This is a genomic window from Flavobacterium nitrogenifigens (genome assembly GCF_003254565.1).
Classification (GTDB): domain Bacteria; phylum Bacteroidota; class Bacteroidia; order Flavobacteriales; family Flavobacteriaceae; genus Flavobacterium; species Flavobacterium nitrogenifigens.
This window is the reverse complement of the sequence record NZ_QJRI01000167.1, coordinates 66,238-92,171: the sequence shown is the minus strand read 5'-3', so window position 1 is coordinate 92,171 and position 25,934 is coordinate 66,238. Positions and strand designations below refer to the sequence as shown.

Sequence of the window (25,934 nt, the reverse complement as noted above, 5' to 3'; positions counted from 1 at the left end):
CTTTTGACCTGATAAAAGTGTTAAATTTGAAGAAATAAGAAAAAAAGCATTCATCTAAATACTCTTAAAAAACAGAATAAACTCTAAATCCGAAAAACTAAACAACTGATTTTCATAGAGATTATTCAATAAAAAAATATTTAGACTAGAAATTAGATAATTTAAGAAAAATTTATAATTTTGGCATATTCTTTGATAAATAAGATAAACGTGAGCAAGGAAAATATTTTAAAAAAAAAGTGAAAAAATATTTTACATATTAAAAAATTTATATCTTTGCCACGAATTAATAATTAACCTTTTATAATAAAGTAAGATGAAAAAAGTATTTTTAAGTTTAGCTGTTGTTGCTGTATTAACTGTTGTATCTTGTAAAAAAGCTGACGCTGCTGCTGAAGCTCCTGCTGTAGATTCTACTGCTGTTGCTGTTGATTCAGCTGCTGCTGTTGTTGATTCTGCTGCTGCAACTGTTGATTCTGCTGCTGCTAAAGTTGATTCTGCTGCTGCTAAAGTAGAAGAAGTAAAAAAATAATTAGAACCTAAGTTCTAACGATTTTAAAACCATCTTTTTAGATGGTTTTTTTTGTGATTAATTTTTCCTTTAATCCACTTCAACAATAAAAAAAAAGCGTTCGCAATTGCGAACGCTTTTTTTTTATTGTTATCCATATTTTTTCTCTATTCAGCCACCTCTTCCAATTCTTCCTCAGATCCCTCATCACCAAAAATCGACTCACTAGAAGAAAAATCCAAAATTTCCGATCTAGAAGAATAAGTTACAATTTCTTTTATCCCTTTCTGCAAAAGCAATTCCGTGCTGTATTTTCGACTTGTAGCAAAATGAACTTCACCCAACATCAATTTAAAAAAATACTTCCCGCCTGAGCCTTTAAATTTCAAAAATTTCGCAAGATCGATATTCGCTTTAAACTTCTCAATATCCTCTTCACACTCAAACCTCAATTCATAACTCAAACTTGTAAAAATCACTTTCCCCTTTCGAGAAGTAAACGTAAACTTATATTCATCATTAAATCGCTTGCTAATTACAAAAGCACCCATTTATAAATTTTAGATTTTAGATTGTTGATTTTTTCTGAGATTCTGAGATTCTGAGATTCTAATAAATTTACTGCGTAAATTTATTACCTGCAAGTCTGCAAATAAAAAAAGCCTCTTCAAAAGAAGAGGCTTTAGTACTCAGAGCGGGACTTGAACCCGCACGAACATTGCTGTTCACTGGATTTTAAGTCCAGCGTGTCTACCAATTTCACCATCCGAGCATTGTATGGTCTTAGAGCGAAAAACGGGGCTCGAACCCGCGACCTCGACCTTGGCAAGGTCGCGCTCTACCAACTGAGCTATTTTCGCATTTTCAAATTCTGTTTAAGAACCGCAACACTTGATTTGTTTCGTATTGCGAGTGCAAATTTAGGACATTTATTCAATTACACAAGTGTTTTTTCAAAAAAAAATCGACTTATTTTATAACTTTCTGATAACCTAAAGTTTAAATTTGAAAAATTTTTGAATTTTATTTTTTAACCAGCATTCTTTTGATCTCATTCAGTTTCATCAATGCTTCTACTGGTGTAATTGCATTAATATCGAGATTCAAAATTTCTTCTTTTATCTCTTCCAACAAAGGATCATCCAGATTAAAGAAACTCATCTGCATTTCTTCATTTGCCGATTTTATTCCGTTTAAAGCATCACTCGAATGATTCTTTTCTAATTTCTTTAAAAGTTTCTGCGCTTTTGAAATAACCAATTGAGGCATTCCGGCCATTTTTGCCACGTGAATTCCAAAACTATGCGCGCTTCCTCCTTTTACCAGCTTTCTAACAAAAAGAACGGTATCTTTTAACTCTTTTACCGCCACATTGAAATTCTGGATTCTCGGCATCGATTCCGTCATTTCATTCAGTTCATGATAATGTGTTGCAAAAAGCGTTTTTGCTCTGCCTGGATGTTCGTGCAAAAATTCAGCAATTGCCCAAGCGATAGAGATTCCGTCATAAGTACTTGTCCCTCTTCCAATCTCATCTAACAATACCAAACTTCTATCTGATAAGTTATTCAAAATAGAAGCTGTTTCGTTCATTTCTACCATAAAAGTAGATTCTCCCATCGAAATATTATCTGAAGCTCCAACTCTGGTAAAAATCTTATCGACAATTCCCATTCTAACACTATCAGCAGGAACAAAACTTCCCATTTGAGCCAAAAGCACAATTAGAGCCGTTTGTCTTAAAATCGCCGACTTACCCGACATGTTTGGCCCAGTAATCATAATAATCTGCTGCGTTTCTCTATCTAAGAAAACATCATTGGCGATATACGGCGTTCCGACTGGCAATTGTTTTTCAATTACAGGGTGTCTTCCGTTTTTGATGTCTAATTCGAAAGTCTCATCGATTTCAGGCTGCACATATTGATTTTCGACAGCCATTTGCGTAAACGAACATAAACAGTCCAATTGCGCAACCAAATACGCGTTCATCTGAACTGGTTTGATGTATGTCGAAATCCACGCCACCAATTGCTCAAAAAGCTCGCTTTCTATTTTATATATTTTCTCTTCAGCGCCTAAGATTTTAGTTTCGTATTCTTTTAATTCTTCGGTAATATAACGCTCTGCGTTTACCAAGGTCTGCTTACGAATCCACTCTTCTGGTACTTTATCTTTGTGCGTGTTTCTAACTTCGATATAATATCCGAAAACATTATTAAAAGAAATTTTCAATGACGAAATTCCAGTTCTTTCAGATTCACGTTTTTCGATTCCTTCTAAAAATTCTTTTCCTGAAGTTGAAATCGCACGAAGTTCGTCCAGTTCCTCATTTATTCCGCTCGCAATAGCATTTCCTTTTGAAATGGCAACTGGAGCATCTTGATTTAGTGTAGTTTTAATTTTTTCACGAAGCAAATCGCAAGCATGCAAACTGTCTCCAATAACTTTTACCGCTTCTTGCGGACTTTCTAACGCAAGAGTTTTAATTGGAATAATGGCATCCAAAGATTCCTTTAAATACACGATTTCACGAGGAGAAACTTTCCCCGCAGCAATTTTAGAAATTAAACGTTCTAAATCTGAAATCTGCTTGATTTGATATTGAATACTGTGCAGAATTTCAGGATTAGATTTCAAATAAGCCACAACCTCATGTCTGCTTTTTACCTTGTTCGCATCTTTCAATGGCAAAGCCAGCCAACGCTTCAATAAACGTCCTCCCATTGGAGAAAGCGTTTTATCGATAACATCCAAAAGCGTAACTGCATTTGGATTATAACTATGATATAATTCTAAGTTTCTAATCGTAAAGCGATCCATCCAAACGTAAGCATCTTCTGCAATACGCTGAATCGCTGTAATATGCTGCACACGATTATGCTGTGTTTCTGACAAGTAGTATAAAATCGCTCCAGAAGCAATAATTCCTTCTTTTAATTCCTCAACACCAAATCCTTTTAGCGAATTAGTCTGGAAATGCTTTGTTAAGGTTTCTAAAGCATAATCTTCTTTATAAATCCAATCTTCTAAGTAAAAACTATGAAAATCTTCTCCAAAAGCAGTTTTGAAATCATTCTTATTATTCTTTGGAACCAAAACCTCGCTTGGATTAAAATTCTGCAGCAATTTATCAATATATTCTGCATTTCCTTGAGCAGTCAAAAACTCTCCTGTCGAAACATCTAAAAATGAAATTCCGATATTTTTATTAGCAAAATAAACGGATGCCAAGAAGTTGTTCGATTTTGACTGTAAAACCTCATCATTTAAAGAAACCCCTGGAGTTACAAGCTCCGTTACACCTCTTTTTACGATAGTTTTAGTCATTTTTGGATCTTCCAGCTGATCGCAGATCGCTACACGAAGTCCAGCTTTTACCAATTTTGGCAAATAAGTATTTACAGAATGATGCGGAAACCCAGCCAATGCTGTTTCGGTATCAGACCCCGCTCCTCTTTTAGTTAAGGTTATTCCTAAAATTTTAGAAGCTCGAATGGCGTCTTCTCCAAAGGTTTCATAAAAATCTCCTACTCTGAAAAGCAGACATGCATCAGGATATTTAGCCTTGATCTCGTTGTACTGTTTCATTAAAGGTGTTTCTTTCACCACTTTCTCTTTAGCTGCCAAATTATTATATTTTAAATGAAAAAATTAAGACAGCGAATTTATGATTTTTTGGTCGCATATCGAAAGCTTCAAAAATTAAAATATTTTAAGATATTTTTAGTTACTGATTTAAGTTTTTTATATAGCTTTGTTTATCATTTAAAAAAAGACCCTTAAAGATGAAAAAAATAATTTTATTCGCTATGTTGGCTGTTGCTGGTATCACGGCTACAAATGCACAAACAACTAAAAAAGCTAAAGCTGCTAAAGTTGAAGGAGCAGGAATGCTTTTCGAAACTGAAACTATTGACTACGGAACTATCGCTCACAATGCTGATGGAAAACGCGAGTTTGTTTTTGTTAACAATGGAACTAAACCATTAATCATTACAAACACTCAAGGATCTTGCGGATGTACTGTTCCAACTACTCCAAAAGAACCAATCGCTCCAGGAGCTAAAGGTATTATTGGCGTAAAATATGCTACTGACAGAGTTGGTGCTTTTACAAAAACTGTAACTGTTACTTCTAATGCAGAAGGACAACCAACAAAAATCCTTACTATTAAAGGTACTGTTTTACCAGATCCAGTAAAAAGCTAATCTGAAAAACATTTAAAATAATCAAAAAGCTTCCTTACCTTTGGAAGCTTTTTTTATTACTAGAATTTAAAACAATGAGAAAACTCGAAAACAGCGAACTAGACCGTAAATCAATTGAAGATTTTAAGAAATCGGAAAAAACCCCTTTAATATTAGTTTTAGACGATATTAGAAGTCTGCATAATATTGGTTCTGTTTTTAGAACAGCTGATGCGTTTTTGATCGAAAAAATAATTCTGTGCGGTATTACTGCAACTCCTCCAAATAAAGAAATTCACAAAACTGCTCTTGGTGCAACAGAAACTGTTGCTTGGGAACATCATGAGGATGTTTTGGAAGTCATTGAAAATTTAAAGAAAGAAAATGTTTTGACTATGGCTATTGAGCAAGTTGAAAGTGCGATTTTTCTTCAAGATTTTAAAGTTGAAAAAAATCAGAAATATGCTTTGGTTTTTGGAAATGAGGTTTATGGTGTATCACAAGAAGCTGTTGCCATTTGCGACGGATGTATTGAAATCCCTCAGCTGGGAACAAAACACTCTCTAAATATTTCTGTAAGTGCCGGAATTGTTGTTTGGGATTTATTTCAAAAAATAAATTGGCCTGAGTAAAAATTTATTTTTTTATTCTCAATTAATTGATATTTTTAGCGAATGAAGAATATCAAATTAGCAACCTTTTTCTTTTTATTTTCTGTTTTAAGTTTTAATTTTTCTAATGCCAATGAAAATATGAAAACTTTTAACAAAAAGAATACACACTCCTCAAAACCTAGCGTAAATTCAAATATAAAAAAACAAAAGAAAAGTAGTTTCGTAATTGACCCTCCAAAGCTTATTGCGCAGGGAGACCAATTTTATTGCCCACAGACATCAATTAACATTGTAACCGACTTTAGAATTGATCATGATATTGCCGAAAACGGAACACAAGTGCTTTACATCCAGATTTCGTCTGGATATTCAAGTGGCTTAGACAGATTAGAGCTAACAAATCCGACATTGCATCCTAATATCATAACCAGCTGGGACGCTACATCTGGAAAACTAAGATTGTCTGGAACAACTTCAGCCGACATTCCTTATGCTGATTTTGTCTCAGCAGTAAAAGATGTTGTATTTACTAATTCTTCCGCAACGGCTAGCGGAACAAGAACATTTTCAATTACAATTGGACAAGCTAATTATTTACCTTCTACTGGGCATTATTATCTCTTTATTCCGAATGTTGGTGTTACTTGGACAAATGCACGAGATTTGGCAGCTTCAAGCACCTATTATGGTCTTCAAGGTTATTTAGCAACAATTCTATCTGCAGATGAAGCCAAATTAATTGGTGAACAAGCTTCTGGAACTGGATGGATTGGCGGAAGTGATGCCGAAACCGAAGGTGTCTGGAAATGGGTTACTGGCCCAGAAACAGGAACTATTTTTTGGAATGGCAACGCAAACGGTTCAACACCTAATTATGCTTTTTGGAACACAGGCGAACCGAACCAGCAAGGTGATGAAGATTATGCCCACATCACTCAACCAGGCATCGGAACAAGAGGCTCTTGGAATGATTTATCAAATACAGGATCACTTACCTCTGGAGATCCTTATCAGCCAAAAGGATATATTGTAGAATATGGCGGAATGCCAGGCGAAACTCTATTAGAAATTGCTGCGAGCACTAAAATCACGATTCCTGTAGCAATGCCAGCTACTGACCCAGCCCCAGTTTGCGATTCTGGAAGTTTTACCTTTAACGCAACTGCAACTGCTGGAGCAACCATTAGATGGTTTGACGCTCTTGTTGGTGGAAATTTATTGGCAACAGGACCAACTTACACTACACTACCACTAACTGCAACTACAACTTATTATGTTGATGCGGGCTGCGAATCTAACCGAAAACCAGTAAAAGCAACTATATATGCAACTCCTACAACTCCAATAGCAGAAAAAGACACCTATACTAATTGTGGCGCAGGATCTCTAACAATTAAGGCATCTTCAAATATTGGAATTATAAACTGGTATGCTTCAGCAACTGACCAAACCATTATATCTCAAGGAACAACTTTTACAACTCCAATAATTTCATCCAATACGACGTACTATGCTGAAGCATCAAATAATGGATGCAAAAATACAACTAGAACCCCTGTAAACATTGTAATTAACACACCTCCAGCTGTTACAGACGAAACTTTGCCTTTGTGCCAATTCAAGTCTATTACATTAGATGCAGGAATTTCTGGAATGAGTTATTTATGGTCAAATGCTAATGAAGCTACACAACAAATTACAGTTAGTAAAGGAGGCAAATATACCGTTGTTGTAACAAGTCCTGAAAACTGTTCGAGCACAAAAACAATTATGGTTGAAGAACATATGATTCCTCAAATTGCACGTGTTGATGTAGAAGGAACAAGAGCCATCATTTACCCTGTAAAAGCAGAAGATTATTTTGAGTATTCTGTTGATGGCGTTCATTATCAAGATTCAACTGTTTTTTACGATGTCCCTGGCGGATTACAAACTGCGTATGCACGAGAAAAAAACCATTGCGGTGAAGCTGAAAAACAATTTGTTGTATTGGTTTTCCCTCCATTCTTTACACCAAATAATGACACCTACAATGACATTTGGGAAGTAACAGGAATGGAAAATTATCCTCAGGCCGTGGTTACAATTTTTGATCGATATGGAAAATTAGTAGCGCAATTAACTCGTTTCAAAATGAGCTGGGACGGTACTTTAAATCAAGTTCCGCTTCCTGCTTCAGATTATTGGTATGCTTTAAAAGTAGATGATTCAATGCCTGTTTTAAGAGGACATTTTACACTAAAAAGATAGTTTTTAATGAGAGAATATGTCAATTTGATAATTAGATAATTCAAACCATTGTTTAGAAAATTTTCTAATTGACACATTTTCTCATTATCTCAATTAATTAAGCTTCTTCTTAATTTCATTTAAAATATAAAGATAATCTTCATGGTTTTTCACAAAATCTCGATTAGAAACATCAATAATTAAAACATTCAAATCGGTTTGAGATTTTATATATTCTAAGTAACCGTTATTGATTTTTTCTAAATACGTAGCTTCTATATTCTGTTCATAAACTCGCCCGCGTTTTTTGATGTTTTGAAGAAGGCGATCTGTATTTTGGTACAAATAAATATACAAATCTGGTTTTGGCATTTCTCTGTAAATAATATCAAATAGATTTCTATACAAACGATATTCATCTTCAGCAAGCGTGATTTTTGCAAAAATCAGCGATTTAAAAATATGATAATCTGCGACTATAAAATCCTTAAACAAATCAAACTGCGCCAAATCATCTGCCAATTGCTGATAGCGATCGGCTAAAAAAGACATTTCTAAAGGAAACGCATATCGGTTCTGATCTTTGTAAAACTTTGGAAGAAACGGATTATCTGCAAATCTCTCTAAAACCGTTTTCCCGTTAAAATCTTCCGATATTTTATGCACCAAAGTAGTTTTTCCTGCACCAATATTTCCTTCAAAAGCAACATAGTTAAATTGGTTTAATGGAATTTCTCTTATCGGACTTTTCAAATCCTGAACAACCGTGCACACACTGTCATCTGGAGTAATGGCAATTAGTTCCGAAACTGTTTTCTGCAAAATCGGGTGTTTCCAATTTAACTTTAAATCCTGCATTGGCAGTAAAACAAAGTTTCTATTCTGCATTAATGGATGAGGAACTTGAAGTTTTTCTGTATCAATTATTTCAGTATCAAAAGCAATCAGATCAACATCAATAATTCTAGACTGATATCCTTCTTGGTTCAAGCGGATTCTGCCCAGTTCTTTTTCGACTTTTAAAATCTGATTGAGTATTTTTTGTGCAGAAGAATAGGTATGCAAAAGAAGCGCACAATTATAAAAAGCATCACTTTCAAAACCCCATGCAGGAGTTTCGTAAAGTTTTGAAACCTCAATAACAGTCCCTACATTTTGGTGTATTAAATCAATACATTTCTGAATGTTTTCTAGTCTGCTGCCTTGGTTGCTGCCTATCGATAAAACGACTTGATGCTGTAATTTCATAATTAATGCAAATTAACTAAAACTATTTTAGAATTAACCAATATATTTGTGAAACGACGTCTCAAATCCAAACATAAATTTAGAAGTCTAATTTGTAACATTTTGCCCTTTTTCGCTACTTATTAAAAAAATATACATATGAAGTTTTTAGGAAATGTAATTGCCACAGTAATTGGTATTTTTGTATTTATTATGCTCTTCTTTTTTGGAGTAATCTTTATTGGAGCCATTTTTGGCGGAGACGACAGTGTTTCTGTTAAATCGGATTCGGTTATTGAATTGAATTTAAAAGAAATTAAAAATGATTACGCAGGAAAATATAAAGATCCTTGGGTAACTGTCTTTTCAGACAAAAAAGGCATTGGTTTGACTGATGTTATCAATGCCATTGAAGCGGCAAAAACAGACGACAACATCAAAGGAATTTCGATTTTAAATGATGAATCTTCTCTTGGTCTTGCGCAATATAAAGATTTAAGAAATGCTCTAGAAAGCTTTAAAAAATCTGGAAAATTTGTCTGGGCTTATGCCAATACTTATTCTCAGAAAGAATATTATTTAAATTCTGTAGCCAACACTATTTATTTAAATCCTGCTGGAGATCTTGATTTTAAAGGTCTTTCTTCTGAAATTATGTTCTTCAAAGATTTTCAGGATAAATCAGGAATTCACATGGAAGTTATTCGTCACGGAAAATACAAAAGTGCCGTTGAACCTTTCTTAGAAAATAAAATGAGTGATGCCAACAGAGAACAAATCACTGCACTTTTGAACTCTATTTGGGCTACCGTTTCTGCTGATATTTCAAAAAGCAGAAATATCCCGTTGCCTAAATTAAACGAAATTGCAAACGGACTTCTGGCAAGAACTCCAGAAATGGCCAAACAACAACATTTGGTTGATATTATTGCTTACGAAGATGTTTATCATGATGCCATTAGAAAAGCGCTGAAAGTAGACAAAGACGAAGATTATAATAAAATTTCAATCTCAGATTATACTCAAAACAATGTTACAACAGCATTAGCTAATACGGCAACAGATCAGATTGCCATTATTTACGCTCAAGGCGAAATTGGAAGCGGCGAAGGAGATGTAAATACTATTGGGGAAGGTTCAATGAGACGTTCTCTTCAAGAAGCTAGAAAAAATGACGATGTTAAAGCTATCGTTCTTAGAATTGACAGCCCAGGCGGAAGCGCTTTGACTTCAGATTTAATTTGGAGAGAAATCGAAATTACCAAAAAAGTGAAGCCAGTTGTGGTTTCTATGGGTAATTATGCTGCTTCTGGCGGTTATTATATTGCTTGTAACGCCAATAAAATATTTGCCGAAAACAATACTATTACAGGATCTATTGGGGTTTTCGGAATGCTGCCAAACTTTAGCCCATTGGCCAACAAATTAGGAATCAATTCTGAGCAGGTTAAAACACATGAAAATGCTGCAAACTACAGTCCGTTTTTACCTGTCGATGAAAAATTCAAAGCGTTTACTTTAGAAGGGGTTGAAAAAATCTACAACACTTTTGTGACTCACGTTGCCGAAGGTCGTAAAATGACTTTTTCACAAGTAGATTCTATTGCTCAAGGTAGAGTTTGGTCTGGAACTGAAGCTTTAAAAATTGGCTTAGTTGATAAAATAGGCGGACTAAATGATGCAATTGCTGAAGCAGCAAAAATCGCTAAAGTAAAAAAATACAGCACTCAGAATTATCCTGAATACGAAAAGACTTTAAACGATTTGTTGGGTAACCTTCCTTTTGCAAAATCGAAAGAGGCATTTATAAAAGAAGAAATCGGAGAAGAAAATTATCTTCTTATTGAACAGGTGAAAAAATTCCAAAAACAAAAAGGAGTACAAGCCATATTGCCTTATGGAATCAATATTTATTAATTCGGATTAAAAGATGAATAAAGCAATTCTTTTTCTAACAGTTTTGTTTTGGAGTTTCTTAAACGCCCAAACCAAAAAAGAAATCACGTTTAAGGAAACACCAGCGATCTTAAAGATAAATAACGATCAGATTTTTGGTACGTTGACAACACCCGATTTAACCAAAAAATTTCCAGTTGCTTTAATCATTGCGGGTTCTGGGCCAACGGACCGAAACGGAAATAATCCGATGATGAAAAACAATTCGTTGAAAATGCTGGCAGAAGCTTTAGCAAAAAACGGAATTGCGTCTTTACGATACGACAAAAGAGCAATCGGAGAAAGTAAAGCTGCCGGCGGATCTGAAAGCAGTCTGGTTTTTGAAAATTATATCCAGGACGCAAAAAGCTGGATTAATTATTTAAAACAGGACAAACGTTTTTCTAAAATAATTATAATCGGTCACAGCGAAGGTTCTTTGATAGGAATGGTTGCCAGTGCAAAAGCCGATAAGTTTATCTCTATTGCAGGAGCAGGCGAACCGGCAGATCAGATTCTAAAAACACAGATTGGAGCAAAGTCAATGAAACAGCTTAATGACATGACTTTCCCAATTATTGATAGTTTAAAAAACGGATTTGAGGTAAAGAAAGTTGACCCGATGCTAAATTCTCTTTTCAGGCCAAGCGTTCAGCCTTATCTCATTTCTTGGTTCAAATACAATCCACAGACCGAAATACAAAAACTGACAATTCCTGTTTTAATACTACAGGGAAACAATGATATTCAGATTGCAGTAAAAGACGCTGAAAATTTAAAACAGGCAAACAAAAATGCAGACTTGCAGATTATTGACAAGATGAATCACATCATGAAAATCATTGATGGTAATCAGGAAGATAATATGGCTAGTTATAATAATGAAACACTTCCAATTTCTGAGGTCTTAATTGAAAAAATAGTTTCATTTATTCAGAAATAATAAAATAAATACCCTAAAAAATCCGTTTTGAAAATAGTTCTCAACGGATTTTTTTATTTAACAATTTTAATATTTTTCTTACACAATTAAGAAAACTTTATCTTTAAACTCTAGTAAAAAAAACTATTTTTGCAGGAGTCGATTTTAAAATGTAAACCCTCAAATCTATTTATATGCTAAAAAAAGTTTTAAAAATAAGTGCCATAGTTATTGTGGTATTTGTTGCGGCATTATTTGCCATTCCGTTTTTGTTTAAAGACCAAATCAAAGCTAAAATTGTCGAAGCAATCAACGAAAGTGTTGATGCCAAAGTAAGTTTTACAGATGCTGATTTAAGTTTATTTAAGAATTTTCCAAACGCGACAGTTGGAATCGAAAAATTAGTTATCATTAACAAAGCTCCTTTTGAAGGCGATACTTTGGTTTCGCTAGGAGAATTAAACCTAAAAATGAGTATTAAAGAACTTTTCAAAGGAAAAGAAGAACCTTTAAGCATTCAGGGAATTAGTTCTACAAATGGATTAGTAAATATTATCTTCAACAAAGATGGTGTCGGAAACTTCGATATTGCTTTAAAAGACAAAAAAGAAGACACGAAAGACGAAGCAAGCAAACCACTTGCATTGAAAATTCAAAACTATAAAATTGAGAATTTTACTTTTAGATACATCGATCAAGGTTCTAAAATTAAAATGGTAATTGACAGTTTAAACCACGAAGGAACTGGAGATTTTACCAATTCAAAATTAGATCTGGCTACAAAATCTACTGCAAAAGTTTCATTGGACATGGACAAGATAAACTACATGAAAAATGTAAAACTAACTCTTGACGCCGTTCTTGGAATTGATTTAGAAAAGAGCAAATATACTTTCAAAGAAAACAAAGCTTTAATCAATCAATTGCCATTAGAATTTGATGGATTCATTCAAATGGCAGAGAAAGCTCAGATTTACGATTTAAAGTTTAAAACTCCTACTTCATCTTTTACCAATTTCTTAGGTTTAATTCCTTCGGCTTATGCTGCTGGTTTAGATAGCGTAAAAACTACTGGAGATTTTACAGTAAATGGTTTTGCAAAAGGAGAACTGACAGATACAACTGTTCCGAAATTCAATATAGAAATTGCATCTAACAATGCTTCATTTCAATATCCTAACCTTCCAAAATCAGTTCAAAATATTGTAATTGATACGAAAATCATTAACGAGACAGGAATTTTAAATGATACTTATGTCAACCTAGATAAGTTATCTTTTAGAATTGATCAGGATGTTTTCAACGCTAAAGCGAATATTAAAAACATAACGGTAAATCCTATTATTGATGCGGCTTTAAAAGGAACAATCAATTTAGCTAATCTTTCAAAAGCGTATCCAATTAAAATGGATAAGCCTTTGGCAGGTATTTTAAAAGCTGACGTTACTACCAATTTTGATATGGCTTCTGTAGAAAAAAGCCAGTACCAAAACATCAAAAATGCTGGTACAATGAGCTTGTCAGGATTTAAATATACTGATGAAAACAACAAATCGATGAACATCAGCACAGCGCTTGTTGAATTCAATCCGAGTAAAATTAACTTGAAGCAATTTGATGCTACGACTGGAAAAAGTGATATTAGCATTAATGGAGTTCTAGAAAACTTCTATGGTTTTATGTTTAAAAAACAAGAACTGAAAGGAAACTTTAACATGAGCTCAAACCAATTGGCTGTTGATGATTTCATGACTGCTGGCGAACCTGCAAAAGAAGAAACCAAAACTCCAGCAAAACCTGCTGATGCAATGAAGATTCCTGCTTTCTTGAATTGTACATTGAACGCAAAAGCAACAACGGTTTTATATGACAACCTGAAACTAAAAGATGTTTCTGGAAGATTGCTTATTAAAGATGAAAAAGCAACTCTAGAAAACTTTAAAACAAATATTTTCGGAGGACAGATTGGTCTTAATGGAGCGGTTTCTACAAAAGAAAAAGTGCCAACTTTTGATATGAACTTAGGCTTTAATCAAGTTGATATTGCACAGACTTTTACACAATTGGATATGATGAAAAAAATCGCTCCGATTGCTGGAATCATTAACGGAAAACTGAATTCGACTATCAAACTGAATGGTAATTTGGATGCAAAAGAGTTGACTCCAGATCTTAAATCTATTTCAGGAGATTTGATTGGTCAATTACTGTCTACTACTGTAAATTCAAAAAACTCTACTTTGCTTACTGCACTAAGTTCAAATGTGAAGTTTATCGATTTGAATAAAGTGAATCTGAATGACATAAAAGCAGCTTTAACTTTTGATAATGGAAAAGTAAATGTTAAACCTTTTGACATTAAATACCAAGATATTAAAGTAACTGTTGGAGGAACTCATGGTTTTGATCAAACGATGAACTACAATCTAAAATTTGATGTTCCTGCCAAATATTTGGGAACTGAAGCTAACAACTTAATTGCAAAAATGTCTCCTGCTGATGCTGCAAAACTGGATAATATTCCAATTAATGCTTCTTTGACTGGTAATTTTTCGAATCCGAAAATCAGCACAGACATGAAAGCTGCAGTGAGCAATTTAACTACACAATTGGTAAATCAGCAGAAGGACAAACTGACTCAAAAAGGCACTTCAGCACTTACTGATTTAATCAACAAAAACACTAAAGCTAAAGATACCACTCAGGCAGCTAAAACTGAAAAAGAGCAGAAAACTCAAGAAGTGACGAAAAAAGCTGGTGATTTATTGAACGGGTTGTTCAAGAAAAAGAATCCATAAAAAAAGATGCTGAGATGCTAAGGTGCTAAGCTTTTCTAAAGCTAAAAAAAAGCTTAGGACCTCAGCGCCTTAGAAGCTTAGCATCTTTAAAAGCAAAAAATCCTGTTCAAATGAACAGGATTTTTTGCTTTTAAATTGCCCTTGACAAGCCGTTCAATCTACCGTTATTCAAAATTGTGTTGATAGTTTTTATGTATTTCTTTTTCGTGTAGAGATTTACATCTATGCCGACACTGCAATTATCATAAGGCTCATATTTTTTTAAATTAGAAACAGAAAACAGTCCTATAGTTGGTGTATGTACGGCACTTGACAAATGCATGATTCCGCTATCGGCGCCAACAAATAAATCGGCATTTGTAATAACAGATCCTATTTCGCGAATATCTTTACTGTAAAATGTTGGCGCTTTAAATCCGATTTGAGATACATTTTCTACAGGCAAAATTTCAATAATATTATACTCTTTATATTCTGAGGTAAGCATCGAATAAAACTTTTCCCACCAATCTTCTGAAAGACATTTTGTTCCTGTGGCATAAGTAAAAATACAAATCGTTTTTTTATCGTTATTCGCCAATTCGTTTAATATTTTTCTGCCTTTTGCAATTTCAGAAGCTGATAATTTAAGATCTAAAGGAGGAATTATTTTATTACTGTTTGTTGGTAATCTTAATTTTGACAAATAATTTCGAAAATTATAAACTGGATATTTTGCAATGTGTTCAAAGCCACTTTTCTGCTCTGTTGATTCCTCACCTGAATCTCCGAAAAATTTGTATTTAGCATTAGAAAACTGAACCGCTAATCGGCCTGAAGAGGAGTTTTGATCAACATTAATAGCCAAATCGTAGTGTGCTTTTTTTAACGAAATCCAAACTTTTGAATAAGCTAATAAATTTTTAAATGGCTTTTTAGGCAAATGAATTATTTTATCAACTACCTCATATTTTTCAAAAATAATGGGAGCCAATGTTCCTTTAACAAATAAATCAATTTTACAATTTGGAAACATTTCTGACACTTCCTGAACGAGTGGTGTAATCAATAAGAGATTTCCTAATCTTCCATTTGGTCTGCAAATCAGAACTTTTTTGATTTCGTTCTTATCGACCAAAATAAAATCATCCTGCATATTTGCCTTTCCAACATTCTTTGTGAGGCTTCGCATTATGCTACGTCTGTGCACATTTATTTTGTTTAAAACACTCATTTATGGAATAATTTACGATTATAAATCTTGATTAATTTTAAAAACAGTGGCAGTTTCAAATCTACCTTCTTTTATTTTCTAAAAATAAATTCTTCCAATAAGCATTTGTTACAAAATTGTAATCAAATGTATCAATATTTACATTTTTTTGTTTTTGGAATTGATATAAAATTACAATAAATTATTATCTAATCAACAAAGTAATAGACAGTTATACAAAAACCATCGACAGATCCCAAATAAATTTAGACGTCTATTGTTACAACATAACCTTCAGAACCACGAACATTAAAAACGGTTCCATTTTCAAATAACAAATACTGGCCTTTAATTCCCGTTAATTTTCCGCTAAAAGAAGGTGTCTTATCTAAGTTTAAACTATTTACTTTTGCAGGATAGGTTAAAACTGGATATTGAAGTTCGTAAACATCATTTTTTTCAGCATAAAAATAATCTCTAACTTCTTGAGGAATAAGACTTTCAATTTTGGCTTTTTCAGCAATTAAATCAAAACTCTCAACAGAGTTTTGCAGCATTTTTCTCCAATTTGTTTTATCTGTATAATGATCTTTTAACGCAACCTCTGTTATTCCTGCCAAATAGCGGTTTGGAACCTCAACAATTGCAATCGCTTGAGAAGCACCTTGATCGATCCATCGTGTCGGAATCTGTGCTTTACGGGTTACGCCAACTTTTATTTCGCTCGCCGAAGCCAAATACACAATATGTGGCTGCAACTGAGCCTTTGATTCGTATTCTAAATCTCTATCAGCAATTCCTAAATGTGCCGTACTCAATTCTGGCCTCATAATCCAATCTCCAACTGCTGGACTAGAATAAAAACATTCGTAGCAAAAACCTTGTCGGTATATTTTTTTCTTTTTACCACAATTTAAGCATTGGGTGCCTACAAAATTGATTTCAATTTCTTTATCTAATAATTGGTTTACATTCAGAAAATTATCCTCAAAAACCAAATAGTATTGAATTGGACTCCCTAGTTCAGTTTGCATTTTTGTCAGTACACCTTGATATTGCATTCGTCTTTTTATTTATAATTGCTGATTTCGATTTATCAAAAGATTTAAAATTTTTTGTGTTAAAATTCGTTTAATTAGATAGAATCTTTACTTCAAATAGAATTGTTTTTTACAAAAAAATATTATTTTTGATATGAAGACAAAGTTACTATTTGTCTCTCGATATTCAAATTTTAAGTTTTTTTGTTTTACACAGATTGTAAGATTTAAAACCTAAAATCAGTTAACTTAAAAACAGATTCATGCCTTTATCTATTATCAATTCGTTTGCATCTTGGGTCCTAAAACAAAGGATTCATCAAATAGAGCTTTTTTTAAAATACCCAAATGAAGTTCAAGAAGAATTATTGCATAACTTATTGACGGCATCTGAAAATACAGTTATTGGAAAAAAATATGAGTTTTCGAGTATTAATTCTTATCAGACATTTGCTGAAAGAGTTCCTATTGCCACTTATGAAGAATTACAACCTCTAATTGAACGTACTCGTTTGGGCGAACAAAATGTTTTTTGGGAAAGTCCGATTAAATGGTTTGCCAAATCGAGTGGCACAACAAATGCCAAAAGTAAATTTATACCTGTAAGTAACGAAGCTCTGGAAGATTGCCATTACAAGGGCAGTAAAGATCTTTTATGTCTCTATCTAAATAATAATGAAGATTCTGAGCTGTTTTTAGGAAAAAGTCTTCGCTTAGGCGGAAGTTCTCAGATTTACGAAAACAATAATACTTTCTTTGGAGATTTATCGGCAATTTTGATTGAAAACATGCCTATTTGGGCTGAATTCAGCAGTACTCCAAGCAGTAAAACTTCGTTAATGAGCGAATGGGAAACGAAAATTGCAGCCATTATCAACGAAACCAAAAATGAGAATGTAACCAGTTTTGCAGGAGTTCCGTCATGGATGCTGGTTTTAATGAATAAAGTTCTTGAAAACACAGGCAAACAAAGCTTATTGGAACTTTGGCCAAATCTGGAAGTTTACTTTCATGGAGGTGTAAGTTTTTCTCCTTATAGAGAACAGTACAAAAAACTATTGCCAAGTAAAGATTTTAGATATTACGAAATATACAATGCTTCTGAAGGCTTTTTTGCGATTCAGGATTTAAACAATTCGAGCGATTTATTATTAATGCTGGATTACGGAATTTTCTATGAATTTATTCCGATGGATACTTTTGGAACTCCAAACCAAAAAGTGGTTCGTCTGGCAGATGTTGAATTGAATAAAAATTACGCTATTGTTATTACTACAAATTCTGGTTTGTGGCGTTATTTAATTGGCGACACGGTTCGTTTTACTTCTTTAAATCCGTACAGAATTAGAGTTACGGGAAGAACCAAACATCATATTAATGTTTTTGGCGAAGAATTAATGGTTGAAAATACTGATCAAGCAATTGCAAAAGCTTGTCAGGTGACTCAAACTGAAGTTATCGATTATACGGTTGCGCCTATATTTATGCACGATAAAGAAAAAGGTGCTCATGAATGGATGATCGAATTCAAGAAAGATCCTGCCGATGTGGGACTTTTCCAAAAAGTACTAGATGAAACCTTGCAAACCCTAAATTCCGACTACGAAGCGAAACGCTACAACAATATGACTTTAAATCCTTTGGTGGTCAATGTTGCCAGAGAGAACTTATTTTATGACTGGCTAAAGGAAAGAGATAAATTGGGCGGTCAGCATAAGATTCCGAGACTTTCAAATCAGAGAGATTATTTGGAACAATTGAAAGAAATGTGCTAATAACAACTTGCAAAATGAAAGACACAAAATTCAGCGAAATGACCACTGAAGAACTGATTAAAAATCAGAAGACATTAAAAACCGTGAATACTATTTTTTGCGTGGTTCTTTTTATGTTATTCATTCTTAATATATTCATTGTTTTTATGAAAGGGTTTAGTGCCATGAATGTTATTCCTGTTGCGTTATTGCCTATTCTTTTTTTGAATCTGAAGAATTTAAAGGAAATGAAACGAGAATTAGAATCTCGTGAATAATGTTCTCTATCCATATTATTCTATTAAGTTATGGACTGATTCGGCTATTTTTTTGATTATTACCTTTTTGTTGATTTTACTAACTTTATTTAGCAACAATCAACCTTTTGGGATTATTTTAGCTTTTTTCTTAATTGTCTTAACTAAAAATCGCATAAAGAGAACAATTAAAAATTTATATCGAAACTTAAAAAATCAACCCGCAATTGAACTTACTGGAGCATATTTCTTCGATCATATAAATAACATTAAAATTTATTGGCACAATATTGACAAATTAAGTGTAATTTCTATCAGAGGAAATACATATGTAAATTTTATTCTGAAAGATAAAATTGAATATGCCAAACAGTTAGATGGATTTCTTTCAAAAATTTTATTTAAACTTCCAAATCCTGAAGAAATCGCTATAAAAACTGAAATCAGTTTAGTTAAAGGACGAAATGAAGATATTTATAATTCTATTTATAAATTTAGAGAAGCCAAGAAACTCTACAATTTCCAAACCAACAATTCCACTAAACCCGCATGAGGGATAGGAGTGGAAATCCTTTTATGCCGGGGTTCGGCATAAAAGATTGAAACGGATAGCCCGACCCGCCTTTTTCTGGCGGGACATGCCCAAATAAAAAACCTCAGCTCTTTATTAAAAAAGACTGAGGTTTGTTTTTTTTTATTTTGATTGTCGAGCTACTTGCGGAGATCCCTCGTTCCTCGGGATGACAAAAAATGGGTCGGGTTCTTCGACTTCGCTCGGGGTGATAACTTGTAAATTACATCATATCAATATATCTATCGTGATATCCTAAAAGGTATAAAACACCGTCAAGACCTAAACTTGATATTGAAGTTGAAGCACTTTCTTTTACTTTTGGTTTAGCGTGGAAAGCAATTCCTAGGCCTGCTAAGTTTAGCATTGGCAAATCGTTTGCTCCATCACCAACTGCGATTGTCTGGTTGATGTGGATTCCTTCTTTTTCGGCAATTGCTTTTAGATATTCTGCTTTTTTCTGACCGTCTACGATATCGCCGATATATTTACCGGTTAGTTTACCATCTTTTATTTCTAATTGATTGGCGTGAACATAATCTATTCCTAATTCTTTTTGAAGGTATTCTCCAAAATATGTAAATCCTCCTGAAAGAATTGCGGTTTTATAACCATAGTATTTTAAAGCTTTCATCAAACGATGTGCGCCTTGCGTGATTGGTAAATTAATCGCAACGTTTTGCAACACTTCTTCGCTTAAACCTTCCAAAAGAGCCATACGCTTTTTGAAACTTTCGTTGAAATCAATTTCACCGTTCATAGCCGATTCTGTAATGGCGCGAACTTGATCTCCTACTCCATTCAATTCTGCCAATTCATCGATTACTTCAGTTTGAATTAAAGTCGAATCCATATCAAAGCAAACCAAACGGCGGTTTCTTCTGTAAATATTATCTTCCTGGAAAGAGATATCAACGTTGAGCGTTCTGGAAATTTCCATAAAACTTGCCGTCATCATAATCTTGTTTACAATTTCGCCCGTTACAGACAATTGAATACAAGAACGTGGATATTCTTCTTTTTCTACAATAGAAGTTCTTCCTGTTAATCGGATAATTGAATCGATATTTAAATTTTGATCTGACAATATTTGGGTCACTGCAGACAATTGTGAAGCTGCCAGTTTTTCTCCCAAAATATTGATGATATAACGTTGTTTTGATTGTGATTTTACCCAAGTTTCGTAATCTTCAATAGAAATCGGAATAAATTTTACTTTGATTTCCAATTCGTATGCTTTAAACAAAAGATCTTTTAAAACGGGTGCAGATGAAGATCCTGCAGCAATCTCGAACAAAATTCCTAAGGAAAGTGTATCATGTATATCAGCTTGCCCGATATCTAAAATATTAGCGTCGTACGTTGCTAATACAGCTGTTAAACCTGCTGTAACTCCAATTTTATCGTGTCCAGAAACTTTTAATAAAATAATTTCTTTATCTTCTGCTGCCATTTTTCTTTCTTGATTATGAAGCGACAAAAATCGGCAATCTCTTGTTGATAAAAAAGAATAATCATTGTTTTTTTGAAACAAAAAAGCACATTTCCATGTGCTTTTTCGAGTAATTTAACATTTCTGTTTTATTATTAAAATAACATAACTTTTATGTTATTTCTTGTTCATGTTTTCGTCAAAATTTACCATCCAATTGATTCCAAATTTGTCTTTAAACATTCCGAAATAAGCTCCCCAGAAAGTTTTGTTCATTGGCATTTCTACTTTTCCTCCTGCAGAAAGTCCATTAAAAATTCTATCTGCCTCTTCTGTGCTTTCTGTATTAATAGAAACGGAAAAGTTTTCTCCAATAGGCAAATCGCCAAATCTTGTCGAACTATCACTTCCCATTAAAATAGTATCTCCAATTGGAAGGGAAACGTGCATTATTCTTTCAGCGTCTGCTTCAGAAACTTGATCACATCCTTCTTCTTTTGGCATGTCTTTAAATTTTCCAATATATGGAAATTCACCTCCAAAAACGGATTTGTAAAATAGAAATGCTTGTTCGCAATTTCCATTAAATAATAAATAAGGATTTACTGTTGCCATGATATTTTTTTTAATTGTTAATTATAAATTTTAAATTATTAGTTGCTCTTCTTTCTTCTATTCTCTTGCTTTTACTTCTCAGACAATTCTTTAATCAATTCCACCGCTTTTGGAAAGGCATCTTTGAAATAATCAATATGTTTTTCAATTACATCTACCTCAACATGAAGATTTACAGCATCTCCTTTTTGAGTCAGTTTATAAGTTTCCATTGCACCACTCCATTTTTCCGTCTCCGCATTTGGCGGCACTTCTTTAAAATCTTTGATTTCACCAAGATGCTTAAAAGCCATATATTCGTTCGGCATTTTAGTTTCAATAAGACTATTCATTCCTGCTCCGCCAGGACCTAAAAAATAAATTTTGTCTCCTTCATTCCATGTCGATTCTGCATAACTTCCTTCGCAAAAAGCGCTTGTCCACTTTCTATACGTTTCATCGTCCCATAAGACTTTCCAAATCTTTTCTTTAGAAGCCTTTATCTCAATATTAAACACTAATTTTTCCATTTTAATCTGGTAATTTACTAAAATCCATAAATAAAACATTCCAACGATGACCATCCAAATCGGTAAAGCCGCAGCCGTACATCCAGCCTTGACTTTCTGCTGGAGGAGCAAAAACGTTTCCGCCGGCTTCTTTGACTTTTTCAGCTAATTCATCAACTTCTTCTCTGCTTTCTGCGTCGATCGAAATCAAGACTTCTGAACTTGATTTCGTATCGGTAATACTGTTTTGAGAAAAACTTGAAAAAAGCATTTCTTCAAAAAGCATTATTACAAAATGTCCTTCACCTACAACCATGCACGTCGAACTTGGCGTATCATGCTGTTCATTAAACGAAAAACCAATTTTCCAGAAAAAGTCTTTCGCTTTTGCCACATCCTTTACAGGAAGATTCAACCATATTTGTTTTGTCATTTTTTGTTTTTTTGTTGGGTTAGATATTTATTTCTTTTTAAACCATATAAGAGATATAAGCAAATTTAAGTTTGTAATCTTTGAACCATTGTTACTTTGAGCCTGTGAACCTAAAATTAATTAGCTTCTACATAACTTTTAAAATTATCCAAGATTGCTTGCCAACCAGCACGCTGCATCTCTTCTGGGTTTTGTGTTTCTGGGTCAAAACTTTCAATTATCTCAACACCGTCTGCTGTTTTTGTAAAAGTAATTTCGACTTTTCTTCCGTCTCCCATTACATACGAAAGTGCTTCGTTTGGTTTTACAAGAGTAAATTCCCCTCCAAAATCAAAACTCATACTTCCATCTTTTGCCGCCATAGTCGATTTGAATTTCCCTCCTTCTCTCAAATCAGCTTCTGCGTAAGGTGTGTGCCAATCAGGAGAAGCAAAGCTCCATTTTGTAATATGTTCTGGAGTATTCCAAAAGTTCCAAACTTTGTCAAGAGATGCATTCACCGTGTTTTTAATTGTTATCATTTTTATAGCTTTTTAATATTTTTGGTTTGTTTGATCTGTTTCGCATTAATTATTATATGTTTTCTGGAATCTGATTTTCATCCATAAAGAAAACTTCCCAATGATGTCCATCAACATCCAAAAAAGTTCTTTGATACATCCAGCCATAATCATTTGTCTGGTTATAATCTGTTCCGCCTGATTTAATGGCTTTTTCCATCATTTCATCAACCTGCTCTCGAGTGTCTACAGAAATAGCAATAATAGCTTCACTAGTTGTTGTTGAATCACAAATTTGTTTTTTGGTAAAGGTTTGATAAAACTCTTCTGCCAAAATCATCACAAATATATTTTCATCAATAACCAAACAAGCTCCTTTTTCATTTGTGAATTTTGGATTGGTCGAAAAACCAAGTCCGTTATAAAAAGACACTGCCCTGTTTAAATCTTTTACAGCAAGATTTAAGAAGATTTTTGTTTTCATCTTTATAAAATTACGAATTAATTAAAACAAATTTAATTTTTTAAGATTACTTAAAAACGTCAATAAAAGTCATTTTTAGGGGCATTTAAGACATTTTGCTTATTTTTGTATGATACTGCAATTCCAAAAAACCAAAATATCATGAGCACGAAACTAGGCTTAATCATACCTCACGATTATAAATTACTGAGCATCGCGGCAATATTAGAGGTATTCGAAACTACGAACAAACTTACTCCTGGAACCGAAAAACCATTTGAAATTATGATTTTTCAATCGCAAGAGCAAAACGATCAAGGAAATTTATTTGGATATAAAAGCAACGCAATCGAAACTTCAGATAGTATTCTAGACTTAATTTTAATTCCCGCTTTTACGACAGATAATATGAGCGAGATGATCAAAAAGAATAAAAGTTTTATTCCGTGGTTGCAAAAACAGCATAAAGCTGGAGCAGAATTAGCCAGTTTTTGTACCGGAGCTTTTTTGTTTGCTGCCTCTGGTTTACTGAATGAAAAATTAGCTACAACGCATGTTGATGCCTGTAGCGCATTTACCAAAGCTTTTCCGATGGTAAAATTAAAACCAGAAGAAACTTTGACTGCAGACGGAAGTTTATACACCAGCGGCGGATCAACTTCAACTTTTCATTTGTTGATTCTTTTGGTTCAGAAATTCTGCGGTAACGAAATGGCAGTCAAAATTGCTAAAATATTCTCAATCGACCTGAACAGATACAAACAAAGCTATTTCAGCACTTTTAGACCCAACCATTTACACAACGATTCTCTAGTTGCCATGCTGCAGCAAAAAATTGAGAATCAATACCATTCTATCGAAAAACTGGAAGAAATCACAAAAGATATCCCTACAAGTACCAGAAACATGACACGCCGTTTCAAACAAGTGACAGGAATTCCTCCAATTGAATATTTGCAAAATATTAGAGTCGAAAGTTCGAAGAAATACCTAGAGCAAACGCAGCTTTCCATTTCAGAAATTATAGAAAAAACTGGTTATAACGATCCTAAAGCTTTCAGAAAGGTTTTTTATAAAATGGTAGGAATGAAACCAATTGAGTATCGCGAGAAATTTAGAGTGCAGTAATTTTTATCGTAGAGACGCACCGCAGTGCGTCTAACAATTGATTTAAAAATAATCTAAAAATACATACATAGGTTAATGCACTGCAGTGCATCTCTACAATAAAACTTGTCTAAAATCCCGTTTTAATCAGGCACAAAACAGAACTTTTGTTTTCATAAAACTAAACGAAAAAGACAATAAAAAAACCTGTTCAAAAAATGAACAGGTTTTTAGAAAATATACTTTTAATATTTAAGAAGCAATCTCCATACGCTTCAATAAGTTTTTACTTAACGTATGTTCTGCATATTCTTTATCGATTGTCAAACTAATATCATCAGATGTTGGCAATTCGTACATCGCATCTGTCAAGATCGCTTCACATAATGAACGTAATCCACGAGCACCCAATTTGTACTCTAAAGCTTTATCTACAATAAAATCTAAAGCTTCATCGGTAATCGTAAACTCAACATCATCCATTAAGAATAATTTCTGATATTGTTTTATCAACGCATTTTTAGGTTGCGTTAAAATCGCGCGAAGCGTTGCTTTATCCAAAGGATCCATGTGCGTTAAAACTGGTAAACGTCCAATAATCTCAGGAATCAAACCAAAGTCTTTAATGTCTTTTGGAATAATGTATTGCAATAAATTATCTTTATCGATATTGTCAGTGTTTTTAGAAGTTGAATAACCAACTGCCTGACGGTTTAAACGTTTAGAAATAATACGCTCTACTCCATCAAAAGCTCCACCAGCAATAAATAAGATATTTTGAGTATTTACCTCAACAAATTTTTGGTCTGGGTGTTTACGTCCTCCTTTTGGCGGTACGTTTACCACTGTTCCTTCCAACAATTTTAATAATGCCTGCTGAACACCTTCTCCAGAAACGTCACGAGTTATTGATGGATTATCGCTCTTACGAGCAATTTTATCAATTTCGTCAATAAATACAATTCCTCTTTCTGCTTTTGCTACATCATAATCTGCAGCCTGAAGCAAACGAGTCAAAATACTTTCAACGTCTTCTCCAACATAACCTGCTTCTGTCAATACTGTAGCATCAACAATGGCCAAAGGAACGTCTAACATTTTAGCAATAGTTTTTGCCACTAATGTTTTTCCAGTTCCTGTCTGCCCCACCATAATGATGTTACTTTTTTCAATCTCAACTTCATCGTCTAATTGCTGTTGCATTAAACGCTTGTAGTGATTATAAACCGCAACCGACATTACTTTTTTAGTCTGATCTTGACCAATAACATATTGATCTAGGAAAGCTCTAATTTCTTTTGGTTTCTTTAAAATCAAGTCCCCAACTAGTTTTGCGCTTCCGCTAGATTTTAATTCTTCTAAAACAATTCCATGTGCCTGTTCAATACACTTATCACAAATATGTGCATTGATCCCTGCAATTAATAAATTAGTTTCTGGCTTCTTTCTTCCACAAAACGAACATTCTAATACTACTTTTGCCATTCTATATTTAGTTACTAAGCTGCAAAGATACTAAGTTTCTAAGCTTTTTGACCTAAAACTTAAAAACTTAGCTCTTTGCAGCTTAAGTCTTTATTTTTTGTTTCAAGTTTCAGGTTTCAGGTTTCAAGTTGGCGCGTTATTTACGGAACTTGAAACCTGAAACTTGAAACA

23 protein-coding genes and 2 tRNA genes are annotated in these 25,934 nt (G+C 33.6%); 11 read left to right on the top strand and 14 right to left on the bottom strand.

Translation table 11 applies throughout. From position 1 onward, the window contains the following. Positions 1-316 precede the first annotated feature (316 nt). On the top strand, positions 317-532 hold the full coding sequence (locus tag DM397_RS06185) for a PG1828 family lipoprotein (RefSeq protein WP_008467260.1): 216 nt from the start codon (positions 317-319) through the stop codon (positions 530-532). A gap of 146 nt (positions 533-678) precedes the next feature. On the opposite strand, the gene DM397_RS06180 is transcribed toward DM397_RS06185, so the two are convergent. The 4 genes from DM397_RS06180 to mutS all read right to left on the bottom strand — a co-directional run bounded on the left by DM397_RS06180 (position 679) and on the right by mutS (position 4,141). Beyond that, positions 679-1,062 carry a DUF1508 domain-containing protein gene (locus DM397_RS06180; protein ID WP_111376697.1) on the bottom strand — a complete coding sequence of 128 codons (384 nt, stop codon included), beginning with the start codon at positions 1,060-1,062 and terminating at the stop codon, positions 679-681. 135 nt (positions 1,063-1,197) lie between these two features. Further along, positions 1,198-1,283 (bottom strand) — tRNA-Leu (locus DM397_RS06175). A gap of 15 nt (positions 1,284-1,298) precedes the next feature. Continuing rightward, positions 1,299-1,371, bottom strand: a tRNA-Gly gene (locus DM397_RS06170). A 163-nt stretch (positions 1,372-1,534) separates the two neighbouring features. After that, positions 1,535-4,141 (bottom strand): DNA mismatch repair protein MutS, encoded by a 2,607-nt coding sequence (gene mutS / locus DM397_RS06165; RefSeq protein ID WP_162615468.1) that lies wholly within the window; start codon positions 4,139-4,141, stop codon positions 1,535-1,537. A gap of 158 nt (positions 4,142-4,299) precedes the next feature. On the opposite strand from mutS, the gene DM397_RS06160 reads away from it, so the two are divergent. The 3 genes from DM397_RS06160 (at position 4,300) to DM397_RS06150 (ending at position 7,565) form a co-directional block, all read left to right on the top strand. Continuing rightward, positions 4,300-4,722, top strand: a complete 423-nt coding sequence (locus tag DM397_RS06160) for a DUF1573 domain-containing protein (RefSeq protein WP_111376696.1) — start codon at positions 4,300-4,302, stop codon at positions 4,720-4,722. A 74-nt stretch (positions 4,723-4,796) separates the two neighbouring features. Continuing rightward, positions 4,797-5,333 carry an RNA methyltransferase gene (locus tag DM397_RS06155; RefSeq protein ID WP_111376695.1) on the top strand — a complete coding sequence of 179 codons (537 nt, stop codon included), beginning with the start codon at positions 4,797-4,799 and terminating at the stop codon, positions 5,331-5,333. A gap of 42 nt (positions 5,334-5,375) precedes the next feature. Next, positions 5,376-7,565, top strand: coding sequence for an Ig-like domain-containing protein (locus DM397_RS06150; RefSeq protein ID WP_111376694.1), 2,190 nt, complete (start codon positions 5,376-5,378; stop codon positions 7,563-7,565). A 93-nt stretch (positions 7,566-7,658) separates the two neighbouring features. On the opposite strand, the gene folK is transcribed toward DM397_RS06150, so the two are convergent. Next, positions 7,659-8,792, bottom strand: a complete 1,134-nt coding sequence (folK, locus tag DM397_RS06145) for a 2-amino-4-hydroxy-6-hydroxymethyldihydropteridine diphosphokinase (RefSeq protein WP_111376693.1) — start codon at positions 8,790-8,792, stop codon at positions 7,659-7,661. 138 nt (positions 8,793-8,930) lie between these two features. Between folK and sppA the strand changes: the two genes are divergently transcribed. The 3 genes from sppA to DM397_RS06130 all read left to right on the top strand — a co-directional run bounded on the left by sppA (position 8,931) and on the right by DM397_RS06130 (position 14,426). Beyond that, a complete protein-coding gene (sppA, locus tag DM397_RS06140; protein ID WP_111376692.1) occupies positions 8,931-10,688 on the top strand; it encodes a signal peptide peptidase SppA in 1,758 nt (585 codons plus the stop codon). 13 nt (positions 10,689-10,701) lie between these two features. Beyond that, complete coding sequence (locus tag DM397_RS06135) at positions 10,702-11,649, top strand: alpha/beta hydrolase family protein (RefSeq protein ID WP_111376691.1); 948 nt, start codon at positions 10,702-10,704, stop codon at positions 11,647-11,649. 173 nt (positions 11,650-11,822) lie between these two features. Further along, the gene (locus tag DM397_RS06130) at positions 11,823-14,426 is read left to right on the top strand and encodes an AsmA-like C-terminal region-containing protein (RefSeq protein ID WP_111376690.1); all 2,604 of its coding nucleotides are present in this window, start codon (positions 11,823-11,825) and stop codon (positions 14,424-14,426) included. Between the two features lie 130 nt (positions 14,427-14,556). Here the strand turns inward: DM397_RS06130 and DM397_RS06125 are convergent, their stop codons facing one another. Further along, complete coding sequence (locus DM397_RS06125) at positions 14,557-15,639, bottom strand: glycosyltransferase family 9 protein (protein ID WP_111376689.1); 1,083 nt, start codon at positions 15,637-15,639, stop codon at positions 14,557-14,559. 245 nt (positions 15,640-15,884) lie between these two features. Then, positions 15,885-16,679 carry a DUF2797 domain-containing protein gene (locus DM397_RS06120; RefSeq protein ID WP_111376688.1) on the bottom strand — a complete coding sequence of 265 codons (795 nt, stop codon included), beginning with the start codon at positions 16,677-16,679 and terminating at the stop codon, positions 15,885-15,887. Between the two features lie 242 nt (positions 16,680-16,921). Here DM397_RS06120 and DM397_RS06115 point away from each other — a divergent pair, with 242 nt between their 5' ends. From DM397_RS06115 to DM397_RS06105, 3 genes are all read left to right on the top strand, one after another. Then, on the top strand, positions 16,922-18,433 hold the full coding sequence (locus DM397_RS06115; protein WP_111364933.1) for a GH3 auxin-responsive promoter family protein: 1,512 nt from the start codon (positions 16,922-16,924) through the stop codon (positions 18,431-18,433). 14 nt (positions 18,434-18,447) lie between these two features. After that, positions 18,448-18,690 carry a redox-active disulfide protein 2 gene (locus DM397_RS06110; protein ID WP_111376687.1) on the top strand — a complete coding sequence of 81 codons (243 nt, stop codon included), beginning with the start codon at positions 18,448-18,450 and terminating at the stop codon, positions 18,688-18,690. A gap of 67 nt (positions 18,691-18,757) precedes the next feature. Next, positions 18,758-19,222, top strand: a complete 465-nt coding sequence (locus DM397_RS06105; protein ID WP_142479113.1) for a hypothetical protein — start codon at positions 18,758-18,760, stop codon at positions 19,220-19,222. Positions 19,223-19,463: 241 nt separating this feature from the next. Here the strand turns inward: DM397_RS06105 and serB are convergent, their stop codons facing one another. The 6 genes from serB to DM397_RS06075 form a co-directional block, all read right to left on the bottom strand. Further along, positions 19,464-20,693 carry a phosphoserine phosphatase SerB gene (serB, locus tag DM397_RS06100; protein WP_111376685.1) on the bottom strand — a complete coding sequence of 410 codons (1,230 nt, stop codon included), beginning with the start codon at positions 20,691-20,693 and terminating at the stop codon, positions 19,464-19,466. Between the two features lie 156 nt (positions 20,694-20,849). After that, on the bottom strand, positions 20,850-21,287 hold the full coding sequence (locus DM397_RS06095) for a VOC family protein (RefSeq protein WP_111376684.1): 438 nt from the start codon (positions 21,285-21,287) through the stop codon (positions 20,850-20,852). Between the two features lie 71 nt (positions 21,288-21,358). After that, a complete protein-coding gene (locus DM397_RS06090) occupies positions 21,359-21,796 on the bottom strand; it encodes an SRPBCC family protein (protein WP_111376733.1) in 438 nt (145 codons plus the stop codon). A 1-nt stretch (position 21,797) separates the two neighbouring features. Continuing rightward, the gene (locus tag DM397_RS06085) at positions 21,798-22,208 is read right to left on the bottom strand and encodes a VOC family protein (protein WP_111376683.1); all 411 of its coding nucleotides are present in this window, start codon (positions 22,206-22,208) and stop codon (positions 21,798-21,800) included. A 116-nt stretch (positions 22,209-22,324) separates the two neighbouring features. Then, positions 22,325-22,729: an SRPBCC family protein gene (locus DM397_RS06080; protein ID WP_111376682.1), complete on the bottom strand. Its 405-nt coding sequence runs from the start codon at positions 22,727-22,729 to the stop codon at positions 22,325-22,327. Between the two features lie 52 nt (positions 22,730-22,781). After that, the gene (locus tag DM397_RS06075) at positions 22,782-23,192 is read right to left on the bottom strand and encodes a VOC family protein (RefSeq protein WP_111376681.1); all 411 of its coding nucleotides are present in this window, start codon (positions 23,190-23,192) and stop codon (positions 22,782-22,784) included. 141 nt (positions 23,193-23,333) lie between these two features. On the opposite strand from DM397_RS06075, the gene DM397_RS06070 reads away from it, so the two are divergent. Then, the gene (locus DM397_RS06070; protein ID WP_111376680.1) at positions 23,334-24,299 is read left to right on the top strand and encodes a GlxA family transcriptional regulator; all 966 of its coding nucleotides are present in this window, start codon (positions 23,334-23,336) and stop codon (positions 24,297-24,299) included. A gap of 231 nt (positions 24,300-24,530) precedes the next feature. Here DM397_RS06070 and clpX read toward each other — a convergent pair whose 3' ends face one another. Then, the gene (gene clpX, locus DM397_RS06065; protein ID WP_008467306.1) at positions 24,531-25,763 is read right to left on the bottom strand and encodes an ATP-dependent Clp protease ATP-binding subunit ClpX; all 1,233 of its coding nucleotides are present in this window, start codon (positions 25,761-25,763) and stop codon (positions 24,531-24,533) included. Positions 25,764-25,934: the final 171 nt, after the last annotated feature.

Excerpts from the sequence above, each read along its gene's own strand:
- DM397_RS06185 (WP_008467260.1), top strand. The coding sequence starts at position 317 with ATGAAAAAAGTATTTTTAAGTTTAGCTGTTGTTGCTGTATTAACTGTT.
- DM397_RS06180 (WP_111376697.1), bottom strand. The coding sequence starts at position 1,062 with ATGGGTGCTTTTGTAATTAGCAAGCGATTTAATGATGAATATAAGTTT.
- DM397_RS06160 (WP_111376696.1), top strand. The coding sequence starts at position 4,300 with ATGAAAAAAATAATTTTATTCGCTATGTTGGCTGTTGCTGGTATCACG.
- DM397_RS06155 (WP_111376695.1), top strand. The coding sequence starts at position 4,797 with ATGAGAAAACTCGAAAACAGCGAACTAGACCGTAAATCAATTGAAGAT.
- DM397_RS06150 (WP_111376694.1), top strand. The coding sequence starts at position 5,376 with ATGAAGAATATCAAATTAGCAACCTTTTTCTTTTTATTTTCTGTTTTA.
- folK (WP_111376693.1), bottom strand. The coding sequence starts at position 8,792 with ATGAAATTACAGCATCAAGTCGTTTTATCGATAGGCAGCAACCAAGGC.
- sppA (WP_111376692.1), top strand. The coding sequence starts at position 8,931 with ATGAAGTTTTTAGGAAATGTAATTGCCACAGTAATTGGTATTTTTGTA.
- DM397_RS06135 (WP_111376691.1), top strand. The coding sequence starts at position 10,702 with ATGAATAAAGCAATTCTTTTTCTAACAGTTTTGTTTTGGAGTTTCTTA.
- DM397_RS06130 (WP_111376690.1), top strand. The coding sequence starts at position 11,823 with ATGCTAAAAAAAGTTTTAAAAATAAGTGCCATAGTTATTGTGGTATTT.
- DM397_RS06125 (WP_111376689.1), bottom strand. The coding sequence starts at position 15,639 with ATGAGTGTTTTAAACAAAATAAATGTGCACAGACGTAGCATAATGCGA.
- DM397_RS06120 (WP_111376688.1), bottom strand. The coding sequence starts at position 16,679 with ATGCAATATCAAGGTGTACTGACAAAAATGCAAACTGAACTAGGGAGT.
- DM397_RS06115 (WP_111364933.1), top strand. The coding sequence starts at position 16,922 with ATGCCTTTATCTATTATCAATTCGTTTGCATCTTGGGTCCTAAAACAA.
- DM397_RS06110 (WP_111376687.1), top strand. The coding sequence starts at position 18,448 with ATGAAAGACACAAAATTCAGCGAAATGACCACTGAAGAACTGATTAAA.
- serB (WP_111376685.1), bottom strand. The coding sequence starts at position 20,693 with ATGGCAGCAGAAGATAAAGAAATTATTTTATTAAAAGTTTCTGGACAC.
- DM397_RS06095 (WP_111376684.1), bottom strand. The coding sequence starts at position 21,287 with ATGGCAACAGTAAATCCTTATTTATTATTTAATGGAAATTGCGAACAA.
- DM397_RS06090 (WP_111376733.1), bottom strand. The coding sequence starts at position 21,796 with ATGGAAAAATTAGTGTTTAATATTGAGATAAAGGCTTCTAAAGAAAAG.
- DM397_RS06085 (WP_111376683.1), bottom strand. The coding sequence starts at position 22,208 with ATGACAAAACAAATATGGTTGAATCTTCCTGTAAAGGATGTGGCAAAA.
- DM397_RS06080 (WP_111376682.1), bottom strand. The coding sequence starts at position 22,729 with ATGATAACAATTAAAAACACGGTGAATGCATCTCTTGACAAAGTTTGG.
- DM397_RS06075 (WP_111376681.1), bottom strand. The coding sequence starts at position 23,192 with ATGAAAACAAAAATCTTCTTAAATCTTGCTGTAAAAGATTTAAACAGG.
- DM397_RS06070 (WP_111376680.1), top strand. The coding sequence starts at position 23,334 with ATGAGCACGAAACTAGGCTTAATCATACCTCACGATTATAAATTACTG.
- clpX (WP_008467306.1), bottom strand. The coding sequence starts at position 25,763 with ATGGCAAAAGTAGTATTAGAATGTTCGTTTTGTGGAAGAAAGAAGCCA.